The 13363-nt window shown below is 48.4% G+C and carries 6 protein-coding genes, 3 tRNA genes and 2 rRNA genes; 6 read left to right on the forward strand and 5 right to left on the reverse strand.

What is annotated here, in order from left to right; genetic code table 11:
- Positions 1–44: 44 nt before the first annotated feature.
- The 4 genes from JFT56_RS04755 to JFT56_RS04770 all read right to left on the reverse strand — a co-directional run bounded on the left by JFT56_RS04755 (position 45) and on the right by JFT56_RS04770 (position 1383).
- Positions 45–131: transfer RNA gene (locus JFT56_RS04755), tRNA-Leu, on the reverse strand.
- A 44-nt stretch (positions 132–175) separates the two neighbouring features.
- Positions 176–262: transfer RNA gene (locus tag JFT56_RS04760), tRNA-Leu, on the reverse strand.
- A 54-nt stretch (positions 263–316) separates the two neighbouring features.
- Positions 317–392 (reverse strand) — tRNA-Phe (locus tag JFT56_RS04765).
- Positions 393–621: 229 nt separating this feature from the next.
- Entirely contained in the window at positions 622–1383 is a 762-nt protein-coding gene (locus JFT56_RS04770) for an outer membrane protein assembly factor BamD (protein ID WP_198782565.1), read from the reverse strand.
- 122 nt (positions 1384–1505) lie between these two features.
- On the opposite strand from JFT56_RS04770, the gene rluD reads away from it, so the two are divergent.
- From rluD to clpB, 3 genes are all read left to right on the forward strand, one after another.
- A complete protein-coding gene (gene rluD, locus JFT56_RS04775; RefSeq protein WP_198782566.1) occupies positions 1506–2480 on the forward strand; it encodes a 23S rRNA pseudouridine(1911/1915/1917) synthase RluD in 975 nt (324 codons plus the stop codon).
- Positions 2481–3215, forward strand: coding sequence for a peptidoglycan editing factor PgeF (gene pgeF, locus JFT56_RS04780; protein WP_198782567.1), 735 nt, complete (start codon positions 2481–2483; stop codon positions 3213–3215).
- Positions 3216–3413: 198 nt separating this feature from the next.
- A complete protein-coding gene (gene clpB / locus JFT56_RS04785; RefSeq protein ID WP_198782568.1) occupies positions 3414–5987 on the forward strand; it encodes an ATP-dependent chaperone ClpB in 2574 nt (857 codons plus the stop codon).
- 119 nt (positions 5988–6106) lie between these two features.
- Here the strand turns inward: clpB and JFT56_RS04790 are convergent, their stop codons facing one another.
- Entirely contained in the window at positions 6107–6574 is a 468-nt protein-coding gene (locus JFT56_RS04790; protein WP_198782569.1) for a DUF4124 domain-containing protein, read from the reverse strand.
- 92 nt (positions 6575–6666) lie between these two features.
- Here JFT56_RS04790 and pssA point away from each other — a divergent pair, with 92 nt between their 5' ends.
- The 3 genes from pssA (at position 6667) to JFT56_RS04805 (ending at position 13198) form a co-directional block, all read left to right on the forward strand.
- On the forward strand, positions 6667–7500 hold the full coding sequence (gene pssA / locus JFT56_RS04795) for a CDP-diacylglycerol--serine O-phosphatidyltransferase (protein ID WP_198782570.1): 834 nt from the start codon (positions 6667–6669) through the stop codon (positions 7498–7500).
- Between the two features lie 746 nt (positions 7501–8246).
- Positions 8247–9789 (forward strand): 16S ribosomal RNA (locus JFT56_RS04800).
- 515 nt (positions 9790–10304) lie between these two features.
- Positions 10305–13198, forward strand: a 23S ribosomal RNA gene (locus tag JFT56_RS04805).
- The 16S and 23S rRNA genes sit together here, the layout of an rRNA operon.
- Positions 13199–13363 lie beyond the last annotated feature (165 nt).

The raw sequence follows: 13363 nt of genomic DNA on the forward strand, positions 1-13363 counted from the left end.
TTATTGCAGAAACAAAAAAACCTCGCTAAGCGAGGTTTAAATGTTGGTACAGATGAGAGGACTTGAACCTCCACGCCCTTGCGAGCACCAGCACCTGAAGCTGGCGTGTCTACCAATTCCACCACATCTGCATTGGTATTCGGCCTTTAACCGAATCAAAACTTGAATTGCAATTTGGTACAGGTGAGAGGACTTGAACCTCCACGCCCTTGCGAGCACCAGCACCTGAAGCTGGCGTGTCTACCAATTCCACCACACCTGCACTGTACCTATTGCAATTCTTTAACTCTGGTCGCATCGGCAACCAAATTAAAGATGGTGCCCGAACCCGGAATCGAACCAGGGACACGAGGATTTTCAATCCTCTGCTCTACCGACTGAGCTATTCGGGCGACGGGCGCAATTTAAAGGCTTTTCGGCTTTTGAGTCAATAGATTTTTACTAAATCTGGTAAAAATCGGTGTGGTTGCATAAGTTTTACTCGAATAGGGTACACAACTGTAGATTAGGGGAATACTCAGGGGCAAATCATCAATAAAGGCATAGGGCTAGCGGCGGTAGAATAACCAAAATGTTTAGCGTAGCGCTAAAAAAATGCCCCTTTAAAAGGGGCATTCTTGGCTAGTTCGATAAGATTTCATTGTTTGGGAAGTTAGCTTGCATTACCATTAGCACGTTTTGCTTCAGTTGGTTCTGACCTAATTCGCCATAAGCTTCTATCATTATCTCTAATGCCCGTTCGGTTGAAGGGGTGCCTGGGTATGTTTCTAGCACTGATTGAGCTCGGATTGCTGCGGCGCTCCAAGCATTCATCTTGAGATAATACTCGGCAACTTGAATTGAATATTTTGCCAAGCGATTCTTCAGCGATAACATGCGCTTTTGTGCATCGGCGGCATATTTGCTGTTAGGGTAGGTTTTAATTAAACGTTCAAAATCCTTGAAAGCATCTTGAGCATTTTTAGGATCGCGGTCAGTTCGGTCGATATTTAACATATCGTGGAACATGTAGCTGTCCGCTTGCATATTGACGAGTCCACGCATGTAGTAGACGTAATCAATATCGGGATGGGTTGGGTTTAGACGGATAAATCTGTCTATATTGGCAATGCCTGAGGCGACATCATCCATTTTGTAGTACGCATAAATCAAATCTAATTGGACTTGAGTTTTATGGGGGCCGAAGGGGAAGCGAGAGTCTAATGCTTCCAAAGAACGGACCGCTTTTGAGTAATTGCCAAGCTCCATTGAGGTTCTTGCCTGAGAATAAAGTACGTCAGGTGAGGTTTTTGCGGCAATGTCGTTATCTTCAGGACTGCTACTACAGGCTGATAACGCTAGTGAAAATAGGACTAAGGTTACGCCTTTGGAAAATTTATACATACTTGAATTCAATTCTTTTTAAGTTGTAGTTAAGAATTTTTCCATTTCACTATAAAATAGAAAACATCCGATTGTAACAGATAGCACACATTTTTTGACCCCTAAATGGGGATACGGTTCCTATGACACAAGAGATTAATCTAAAAAGCGAGATTTCAGCAACACAAACTGGCCTGAGATTAGATCAGGCTCTGGCTGAGTTGTTCCCAGATTACTCGCGCACGCGCATCAAGGAATGGATCCTATCTGATGCAGTTTATGTTGACGGCGTGGTTGTTAATAAGCCTCGCGAGAAAGTATTTGAGCTACAACAGATTGAAATTGCAGCCACACTTGAAGAAGAAGTGCATGCGGCGGCTCAGGCCATCGAGCTGAATATTGTCTACGAAGATGACCATATTTTGGTTATCAACAAACAAGCTGGCTTAGTTGTCCACCCTGGTGCGGGTAATGCTGATGGTACGCTGATGAATGCACTTTTGCACCATTGCCCCGATATTGAGCATGTGCCACGTGCAGGTATTGTGCACCGTCTCGATAAAGACACTACGGGTTTGATGGTCGTAGCAAAAACGGTTGAGGCACAAACTCACCTAGTCGCAGCATTGCAAGCCCGTGAAATCACCCGTGAATACGAAGCGATTGTGATGGGCACTATGACAGGTGGCGGTACTGTGGATGAGCCGATTGGCCGTCATCCCACTAAACGTACTCATATGGCGGTGCATCACTCGGGTAAACCTGCGGTGACGCATTACCGTGTGGCGGAGAAATTCCGTAACCACACTCGTCTAAGATTGCGCCTTGAATCGGGCCGTACTCACCAAATCCGTGTGCACATGGAATACATTGGCCACGTATTAGTGGGCGATCCTGTTTATGGTGGCCGTCCAAAACCACCAAAGGCCGCGAGCCCAGAGTTTTTTGAAATTTTGAAAAACTTTAAACGCCAAGCATTGCACGCTGTGCGTCTCGAGTTAGCGCATCCTGTGAGCTGTGAAATCATGAGCTGGCAGGCGCCAATTCCTGAGGATATGGTGATTTTGACCAAAGCACTGCGTCAAGACACGGTCGAGCATCCGATCGAGTATTTGTAAGTGTTTAATCACGATTGGCCAGTTCCCGCTAATGTTGGCATCGCTATGACAAATCGTCATGGCGGTGTGAGCGAGCATCCCTATGGCAGTCTGAATCTTGGACTGCATGTTGGTGATGCACCTGAGCTGGTGATGGCTAATCGTGAGTTACTCTGCAAACAATTAGAGTTAACCGTTGAGCCCATTTGGCTCGAACAAGTACATGGCACTCATGTGCTCAATCTAGACACGCTTAACCTAGGTTATGCAGTGGATCCCCCGATTGCCGATGCCAGTTACAGCCGAACCGCTGGACGAGTTTGCGCTGTGATGACGGCAGATTGTTTACCTGTGTTGCTGTGTAATCATGCCGGCACTGAGGTTGCAGCGGCCCATGCGGGATGGCGCGGTCTGTGTGATGGTGTGATAGAGGCCACTGCGGCGCAGTTTAGTTCACCTATGGGGGAGTTGATTGCCTACCTTGGCCCGGCTATTGGTCCGCAAAAATTTGAAGTCGGCGCCGAAGTAAAGCAGGCATTCTGTGGTTTGCATCCCCAGGCGGCTGGGTGTTTTATTCCAAGTGGTGATAAGTTTCTTGCCGATATCATTGGCTTGGCCAAATTGCGCTTGAGTTTACTCGGAGTAAACCATATTTATAGTGCCAATATTTGTACTGTCTCTAACCCAGATTATTTCTCCTATCGCCGCGATAAAGTGACGGGACGCATGGCTTCATTGATCTGGCTTAAGTCTTAAGCAAATTCCCCTACTATTTGTATTTAATTCCCTTCCCGTTGCTTGAAATTGGCTAAATAGTCCCCATCTTTTAACTAACGAAATGTAATGCCAATCCCATTTAGATTTCTCCATTAGCGGAACTGTTTGTTAGCCACTACCTTGGCAAGATTCTTGTGGATTGGCATATCTCTCAATATGTGAGTTTTAGGAGGCTGTATGCGACTCGATCGTATGACCAATAAATTCCAGCTTGCCATCTCAGATGCCCAATCACTTGCACTTGGGCGTGATCATCAGTTTATCGAACCGCTACATTTGATGATGGCACTGCTTAACCAGGATTCTGGTTCTATCCATCCCTTATTGACCCAGGCTGGTATTCGGGTGAGTGCGCTGCGTTCGCTGCTTAGCCAAGAGTTAGAACGCTTACCCCAAGTCGAAGGCACTGGCGGCGATGTGCAATTATCCCAAGGCTTAATTCGTTTATTAAATCTGTGCGATAAGTTAGCGCAAAAGCGTAAAGACAAATATATCTCCAGTGAATTGTTTGTGCTGGCGGCATTAGAAGGCAGCGATGCCTTGGCTCAATGTTTGAAAAAGTCCGGTGCGACCAAAGAGTTGATGGAGCAAACCATTGAACAGGTACGTGGCGGCCAAAAAGTGGATGATCCTAATGCCGAAGATCAACGCCAAGCGTTGAAGAAATTTACTATCGATCTGACCGAGCGCGCCGAGCAGGGCAAGTTAGATCCAGTGATTGGTCGTGACGATGAAATTCGCCGCACGATTCAAGTGCTGCAACGTCGCAGTAAAAATAACCCAGTGCTGATTGGTGAACCGGGTGTGGGTAAAACCGCGATTGTTGAAGGACTTGCCCAGCGTATTGTTAATGGTGAAGTGCCCGAAGGGATTAAAAATAAACGGGTTTTATCCCTCGATATGGGCTCATTGATTGCGGGGGCTAAATATCGCGGTGAGTTCGAAGAGCGCTTAAAAGCCGTGCTTAATGAATTAGCGCAGGAAGAAGGCCAAGTGATCCTCTTTATCGACGAACTGCACACTATGGTCGGTGCCGGTAAAGGTGAGGGCGCAATGGATGCGGGTAATATGCTCAAACCTGCGTTAGCACGTGGTGATTTGCACTGTGTGGGCGCGACCACCCTCGATGAGTATCGTCAGTACATTGAAAAAGATGCGGCCCTTGAGCGCCGCTTCCAAAAAGTGCTGGTGGATGAGCCCAGTGTTGAAGATACCATCGCCATTTTGCGTGGCCTGAAAGAACGCTACGAGCTGCATCACCATGTGGAAATTACCGATCCGGCAATTGTGGCGGCGGCGACCATGTCGCACCGTTATGTGTCGGACCGTAAATTGCCCGATAAGGCGATCGATTTGATCGACGAAGCGGCATCCAGCATCCGTATGCAGATGGACTCAAAGCCAGAGTCACTCGACAGGCTAGAGCGCCGTGCTATCCAGCTCAAACTGGAGGAGCAAGCGTTAGCCAAAGAAAATGACGAGGCGAGCCGTCGTAGACTCGATCATCTTCGAGTTGAATTGCACGAAGTTGAAGCTAAGGCATCGGAACTTAACGAAATTTGGCGTACTGAAAAAGCCGCATTGGCGGGCACTCAGCACATTAAAGCCGATCTCGAGCAGGCTCGGATGGATTTAGAAGTGGCTCGCCGCGCGGGCGATCTCACGCGCATGTCTGAGCTGCAATATGGCCGTATTCCTGAGCTTGAGAAACAGCTCGATTTGGCGTCGCAGGCCGAAATGCAGGATATGACTTTATTACGTAACAAAGTCACTGAGCTTGAAATTGCTGAAGTGCTGTCCAAAGCAACGGGAATTCCTGTCTCGAAAATGCTTGAAGGTGAGCGCGAGAAATTACTGCAAATGGAAGTGGCGCTGCACGAGCGGGTGATAGGCCAAAACGAAGCCGTTGATGCGGTGGCAAACGCGATTCGTCGTAGTCGTGCGGGTCTTGCGGATCCGAATCGCCCGATTGGCTCTTTCCTGTTTTTAGGCCCTACCGGTGTGGGCAAAACTGAGCTGTGTAAATCACTGGCGAAGTTTTTATTCGATACCGAATCGGCCCTAGTGCGCATCGATATGTCTGAGTTTATGGAAAAACACTCAGTATCGCGTTTAGTGGGGGCCCCTCCAGGATATGTGGGCTACGAAGAGGGCGGTTACTTAACGGAAGCTGTGCGCCGTAAACCGTATTCGGTGATATTGCTCGATGAAGTTGAGAAAGCGCACCCCGATGTGTTTAACATCTTACTGCAAGTGCTCGATGATGGACGCTTAACCGATGGTCAAGGTCGTACTGTCGATTTTAGAAATACAGTGATCATTATGACCTCGAACTTAGGCTCCGACATTATCCAAGAAGGATTTGGCCATGTGACCTATGCAGAGATGAAAGCGTCGGTGATGAATGTGGTGACCCACAGCTTTAGACCCGAGTTTTTAAACCGTATCGATGAATCTGTGGTATTCCATCCATTGGATGCTGCCAATATTAAGCGTATTGCTTCGATACAGATTGCTTCCCTACGCCAACGTTTGGCGGAGAAGGACTATACATTGGAGATCACCGACGACGCATTGTCACTGATCGCGGAAATTGGTTTCGATCCTGTGTATGGTGCAAGACCCTTGAAACGGGCATTGCAGCAAGAAGTCGAAAACCCACTGGCGCAGAAATTACTGCGTGGTGACTTGTTACCGGGTAAACCCATTAAGGTCAGCTGTGCGGGTGGCGAGTTAGCGTTCGAGCAGTAAGAGTGAGCGATTAAGCATTAAGAGGTCGATTGATGGCTTAGTGCGATAATGGCTAAATCAAGAGTTATCTCTTAAATAGTAAAAGAGCCGAGTATTGACTCGGCTCTTTTATATGGGGACTATTTTTCATCACAGAAGAGCTTAATTCTCTCCTGCTGCTGTGCAATGGCGGCTTGCCTCTCTTCTTCGGTCATAGCCTCCGGCTCCTTGGTTGGATCTTCACTCTGACGAATAAGCTGGTTGTGTGTCGTCAGTACATCCAAATTATGTTTGGCATTTTCACAGATCGACTGAGCTTGTTTAGCATCTTTTTCTTTAATGAGTGCCGCCGATTTCTCGAGTTCACTCACTTCTTGTGGTTGTTCTTTTTTGGTCGGTGCTACATAACCTACTTTGGCCGGTTCAATATCTTCACTATAGAGTTGATTGGCTTTCTGTTGTTCTTGTTCTGGTGGTTGTTGGCTGTAATGCGTGACCCCCTGTTCATCAACCCAAGTGTAAATCACACCTGCAATTACGGGTTGTCCTAACAAGCAGAGCCCAAATATGTAAAATAGCGGCGCCGTTAACCTAGTCATCTTTAACATGGGTATCATCCCTCATTGTCGCTCATCGACATGCTAGTAAAATATGCTATCTTGAAGCTTACTTTCTCTCCAGCTTATAACTTAATAAGTGTATGCAAAATTCTTCGAATCAAACAGTAAAGAATAAAGGTATCTATTTACTGCCCAATCTATTTACCACAGCAGGGTTATTTTCGGGTTTTTATGCTGTGATTGCCTCGATGAATGCCAATTTTGAAGCCGCGGCGATTGCGATATTTGTCGCAATGATCTGCGATGGTCTTGATGGCCGAGTCGCAAGACTCACTAATACGCAAAGTGACTTTGGTGCAGAGTATGACAGTATGGCGGACATGGTGTCCTTTGGCATGGCGCCCGCATTACTTGCCTATAATTGGGCGTTAGCCGACTTAGGTAAAATAGGTTGGCTAGCGTCGTTCATTTATTGCGCTGGTGCCGCCCTAAGGCTCGCCCGTTTTAATACTCAAGTTGGCGTGGCTGATAAGCGCTATTTCCAAGGGCTTGCCAGTCCAGCCGCAGCTGCCGTTATCGCCAGCAGTATTTGGCTAGGAAATCAGTACAGCTTAGATGGCAAAAATATCAGCTGGATAGCGGGTCTTGTGACTGCGGCAATAGGCTTATTGATGGTGAGTAATTTCCGTTATCACTCTTTTAAAGAGATTGATTGGCGCGGTAAGGTGAACTTCATTGCCATCTTACTGGTTGTGGGCGTATTTGTGGTGGTATCGGTTCAACCAGCACTGATCCTGTGTATCGGTTTCTACCTTTATGCAATTTCAGGCCCTGTCATTACGATTAGAACGGTAAGAAAATTAAAGGTCGCCCATGTAGTTGGTGATAATGAACCTAGTGAAACTGACACTGATGTAGAAACTGCCGCTGATATAGAAGTCGAACCCCAAAATAGACATGAAGATAAGCCTTAACGGGATATTTCTCTTTATCATTACCGATATATGCTAGGTACACTTGCCTTGATAGATTGAACATAAGAAAGTAGTCGGATGTCATCTAAATCAGCTAACCACGGGACTGTTGGCTGATATAGCTAAAAGCTTCGACTACTGACTGTTTATGTATATTTGATCTATTAAATTCTCTGCACTCCTAAAATTCCTATGCCAAACTTACCAACCCAAGGGGAGTATCCCTTTTTAGCGCGCATTTCGCTGGTTATTTGTTCACTTGGCGTTAATTGTTAAAAAAGCCCTTGCACAAAAAGTTTCACTGCCTATAATGCGCATCCACTGACACGGCAGGCAGCGTTAAGCAGCTAATGTGACAGTTCATCGATGAGTTTACTGATTGATGAGCGAAAAGAAAGTTTGCAAAAACTCCTTGACGCGAAACGGGAAATGCGTAAAATGCACGACCCTGAGTTGACGAGAAGTCAGCCCTAGCCAACTGGAAGCGTTCGGCGCTCAGTGTGGTACTCAAGTTCTCTTACGAATATTGAGTTGCTCTTTAACAAGATAAAACAAGAAATCTGTGTGGACACTCACAGGTGTTGAGTTAATCGAAACTGCTTAGCCTTAGGGTTGGCAGTCAAAGAATTAAATCAATGATGAAGAGTGTTCATAGCAATATGTACAGTTTGTTGCTGTGAAAGCAGTAACAAAAAAATCAGAATTCATTGAGCCGCTGAAGTCGCAAGACGGAAGCAACAAAACTTTAATTGAAGAGTTTGATCATGGCTCAGATTGAACGCTGGCGGCAGGCCTAACACATGCAAGTCGAGCGGCAGCACAAGGGAGTTTACTCCTGAGGTGGCGAGCGGCGGACGGGTGAGTAATGCCTAGGGATCTGCCCAGTCGAGGGGGATAACAGTTGGAAACGACTGCTAATACCGCATACGCCCTACGGGGGAAAGGAGGGGACCTTCGGGCCTTCCGCGATTGGATGAACCTAGGTGGGATTAGCTAGTTGGTGAGGTAATGGCTCACCAAGGCGACGATCCCTAGCTGTTCTGAGAGGATGATCAGCCACACTGGGACTGAGACACGGCCCAGACTCCTACGGGAGGCAGCAGTGGGGAATATTGCACAATGGGGGAAACCCTGATGCAGCCATGCCGCGTGTGTGAAGAAGGCCTTCGGGTTGTAAAGCACTTTCAGTAGGGAGGAAAGGTTGCAGTTTAATAAACTGTAGCTGTGACGTTACCTACAGAAGAAGGACCGGCTAACTCCGTGCCAGCAGCCGCGGTAATACGGAGGGTCCGAGCGTTAATCGGAATTACTGGGCGTAAAGCGTGCGCAGGCGGTTTGTTAAGCGAGATGTGAAAGCCCTGGGCTCAACCTAGGAATAGCATTTCGAACTGGCGAACTAGAGTCTTGTAGAGGGGGGTAGAATTCCAGGTGTAGCGGTGAAATGCGTAGAGATCTGGAGGAATACCGGTGGCGAAGGCGGCCCCCTGGACAAAGACTGACGCTCATGCACGAAAGCGTGGGGAGCAAACAGGATTAGATACCCTGGTAGTCCACGCCGTAAACGATGTCTACTCGGAGTTTGGTGTCTTGAACACTGGGCTCTCAAGCTAACGCATTAAGTAGACCGCCTGGGGAGTACGGCCGCAAGGTTAAAACTCAAATGAATTGACGGGGGCCCGCACAAGCGGTGGAGCATGTGGTTTAATTCGATGCAACGCGAAGAACCTTACCTACTCTTGACATCCACGGAAGACTGCAGAGATGCGGTTGTGCCTTCGGGAACCGTGAGACAGGTGCTGCATGGCTGTCGTCAGCTCGTGTTGTGAAATGTTGGGTTAAGTCCCGCAACGAGCGCAACCCCTATCCTTATTTGCCAGCACGTAATGGTGGGAACTCTAGGGAGACTGCCGGTGATAAACCGGAGGAAGGTGGGGACGACGTCAAGTCATCATGGCCCTTACGAGTAGGGCTACACACGTGCTACAATGGCGAGTACAGAGGGTTGCAAAGCCGCGAGGTGGAGCTAATCTCACAAAGCTCGTCGTAGTCCGGATTGGAGTCTGCAACTCGACTCCATGAAGTCGGAATCGCTAGTAATCGTGGATCAGAATGCCACGGTGAATACGTTCCCGGGCCTTGTACACACCGCCCGTCACACCATGGGAGTGGGCTGCAAAAGAAGTGGGTAGCTTAACCTTCGGGGGGGCGCTCACCACTTTGTGGTTCATGACTGGGGTGAAGTCGTAACAAGGTAGCCCTAGGGGAACCTGGGGCTGGATCACCTCCTTACCTATACGACTAACTTACGCTTGTTGGGTCGACAACATGGCATCCGTGCCGAGTCGACACAAAAACATCCGTGTTTTTGAGTGTTCACACAGATAACTTGTTCTTGTAGAGCGAGTGGCACGTCTTAACGACGATGCTTGTTCTTTAACAATTTGGAAAGCTGATAGTATTAAACACAATGATGTCTGTCGTTGTGTTGATACGAAAAAAGTTTAATGCGAAAGCATTGAACATTGAGTTCTCAAACACTTTATTAAGTGTCTTGAATATTCAAGTCTAAGGCGCGTCCACTTCTTTGGTCAGAAGTGAGACAAGTAAAACCAAGCTGGTCGCAATGCGACTCAAAAGTCTTGACAGTTTCGACTGTAGCAAGCGCAGCAAGTGGGTTGTTAGGCAAAGCCGTGAGGTGAGCGAGGAATGAGTGTAGCAGCGCTACATGATTGACAAGCGAGACTCATAATGCGGCATAACAATCCAATCGCAAGCGATGAGAGAAAGACCCATTTGGGTTGTATGGTTAAGCGACTAAGCGTATACGGTGGATGCCTTGGCAGTCAGAGGCGATGAAGGACGTAGTAACTTGCGAAAAGCGTTGGCGAGCTAGTAACAAGCATTTGAGCTAACGATGTCCGAATGGGGGAACCCGGCCGCATAAGCGGTCATCATGTGGTGAATACATAGCTACATGAGGCGAACGAGGGGAACTGAAACATCTAAGTACCCTTAGGAAAAGAAATCAACCGAGATTCCCCTAGTAGCGGCGAGCGAACGGGGATTAGCCCTTAAGTCAGTGGGGTGTTAGTGGAATGCGTTGGGAAGCGCAGCGGCACAGGGTGATAGCCCCGTACACGAAAACTAACCATTGATGAAAACGAGTAAGGCGGGACACGTGACATCCTGTTTGAATATGGGGGGACCATCCTCCAAGGCTAAATACTCCTGACTGACCGATAGTGAACCAGTACCGTGAGGGAAAGGCGAAAAGAACCCCTGTGAGGGGAGTGAAATAGAACCTGAAACCGTATACGTACAAGCAGTGGGAGCGGTTCTTGAGACCGTGACTGCGTACCTTTTGTATAATGGGTCAGCGACTTACATTTTGTAGCAAGGTTAAGCGAATAGCGGAGCCGTAGGGAAACCGAGTGTTAACTGCGCGTTGAGTTGCAAGGTGTAGACCCGAAACCCGGTGATCTAGCCATGGGCAGGTTGAAGGTTGAGTAACATCAACTGGAGGACCGAACCGACTAATGTTGAAAAATTAGCGGATGACTTGTGGCTGGGGGTGAAAGGCCAATCAAACCGGGAGATATCTGGTTCTCCTCGAAAGCTATTTAGGTAGCGCCTCGAGCGAATACCATTGGGGGTAGAGCACTGTTAAGGCTAGGGGGTCATCCCGACTTACCAACCCTTTGCAAACTCCGAATACCAATGAGTACTACTCGGGAGACAGACGGCGGGTGCTAACGTCCGTCGTCAAAAGGGAAACAACCCAGACCGTCAGCTAAGGTCCCAAAGTGTATGTTAAGTGGGAAACGATGTGGGAAGGCTTAGACAGCTAGGATGTTGGCTTAGAAGCAGCCATCATTTAAAGAAAGCGTAATAGCTCACTAGTCGAGTCGGCCTGCGCGGAAGATGTAACGGGGCTAAACATACCACCGAAGCTACGGGTGCAGCCCATTAGGGTTGCGCGGTAGAGGAGCGTTCTGTAAGCCGATGAAGGTGAAGGGGTAACCCACGCTGGAGGTATCAGAAGTGCGAATGCTGACATGAGTAACGATAAAGGGGGTGAAAAACCCCCTCGCCGAAAGACCAAGGGTTCCTGTCCAACGTTAATCGGGGCAGGGTGAGTCGACCCCTAAGGTGAGGCCGAAAGGCGTAATCGATGGGAAACAGATTAATATTTCTGTACTTCCGCTAACTGCGATGGAGAGACGGAGAAGGCTAGGCTAGCGCGGCGTTGGTAGTCCGCGTTTAAGGTGGTAGGCTGATTTCTTAGGCAAATCCGGGAAATCTTAAGGCCGAGAGCTGATGACGAGGTCCTACGGGACTGAAGTAGTTGATGCCATGCTTCCAGGAAAATCTTCTAAGCTTCAGGTTAGCGGGAATCGTACCCCAAACCGACACAGGTGGTCGGGTAGAGAATACCAAGGCGCTTGAGAGAACTCGGCTGAAGGAACTAGGCAAAATGGTACCGTAACTTCGGGAGAAGGTACGCTCTTGTTGGTGATGAGACTTGCTCTCTAAGCTGACGGGAGTCGCAGATACCAGGTGGCTGCAACTGTTTATCAAAAACACAGCACTGTGCAAACTCGCAAGAGGAAGTATACGGTGTGACGCCTGCCCGGTGCCGGAAGGTTAATTGATTGGGTTATCGCAAGAGAAGCTCATGATCGAAGCCCCGGTAAACGGCGGCCGTAACTATAACGGTCCTAAGGTAGCGAAATTCCTTGTCGGGTAAGTTCCGACCTGCACGAATGGCGTAATGATGGCCACGCTGTCTCCAGCCGAGACTCAGTGAAGTTGAAATTGCGGTGAAGATGCCGTATACCCGCGGCTAGACGGAAAGACCCCGTGAACCTTTACTATAGCTTGGCACTGAACATTGAACCTACATGTGTAGGATAGGTGGGAGACTTTGAAGCGGGAACGCTAGTTCTCGTGGAGTCGTCCTTGAAATACCACCCTTGTAGTTTTGATGTTCTAACCTAGACCCCTAATCGGGGTTAGGGACAGTGCCTGGTGGGTAGTTTGACTGGGGCGGTCTCCTCCCAAAGAGTAACGGAGGAGCACGAAGGTTGGCTAAGTACGGTCGGACATCGTACGGTTAGTGCAATGGCATAAGCCAGCTTAACTGCGAGACAGACACGTCGAGCAGGTACGAAAGTAGGTCATAGTGATCCGGTGGTTCTGAATGGAAGGGCCATCGCTCAACGGATAAAAGGTACTCCGGGGATAACAGGCTGATACCGCCCAAGAGTTCATATCGACGGCGGTGTTTGGCACCTCGATGTCGGCTCATCACATCCTGGGGCTGAAGTCGGTCCCAAGGGTATGGCTGTTCGCCATTTAAAGTGGTACGCGAGCTGGGTTCAGAACGTCGTGAGACAGTTCGGTCCCTATCTGCCGTGGGCGTTGGATGATTGAGGGGAGTTGCTCCTAGTACGAGAGGACCGGAGTGAACGAACCGCTGGTGTTCGGGTTGTCATGCCAATGGCATTGCCCGGTAGCTACGTTCGGAATCGATAACCGCTGAAAGCATCTAAGCGGGAAGCGAGCCCCAAGATGAGTCATCCCTAGGTCTATAAGACCTCTAAAGAGCCGTTCGAGACTAGGACGTTGATAGGCATGGTGTGTAAGCGTTGTGAGGCGTTGAGCTAACATGTACTAATGACTCGAGAGGCTTAACCATACAACCCAGATGGGTTTTGCTAAGCGAACTTAGACAGAATATATGCACTTAATGAAGTGTGGACTCAGAAAACAAACAGCTTTCCGAATTATTAAATAAGATAAGAGCCGATTTTAGTTCCTAGAACCTAGAGTCTAGCAGCACGAAGTGCGCTCTCGAGTCTTG

The sequence above is a fragment of the Shewanella putrefaciens genome, from assembly GCF_016406305.1.
Taxonomy (GTDB): Bacteria; Pseudomonadota; Gammaproteobacteria; order Enterobacterales; family Shewanellaceae; genus Shewanella; species Shewanella putrefaciens_C.

What these genes read in the sequence shown, in the direction of transcription:
- rluD (WP_198782566.1), top strand. Translation starts at nt 1,506, where the DNA reads ATGACACAAGAGATTAATCTAAAAAGCGAGATTTCAGCAACACAAACT.
- JFT56_RS04770 (WP_198782565.1), bottom strand. Translation starts at nt 1,383, where the DNA reads ATGTATAAATTTTCCAAAGGCGTAACCTTAGTCCTATTTTCACTAGCG.
- pssA (WP_198782570.1), top strand. Translation starts at nt 6,667, where the DNA reads ATGCAAAATTCTTCGAATCAAACAGTAAAGAATAAAGGTATCTATTTA.
- clpB (WP_198782568.1), top strand. Translation starts at nt 3,414, where the DNA reads ATGCGACTCGATCGTATGACCAATAAATTCCAGCTTGCCATCTCAGAT.
- JFT56_RS04790 (WP_198782569.1), bottom strand. Translation starts at nt 6,574, where the DNA reads ATGTTAAAGATGACTAGGTTAACGGCGCCGCTATTTTACATATTTGGG.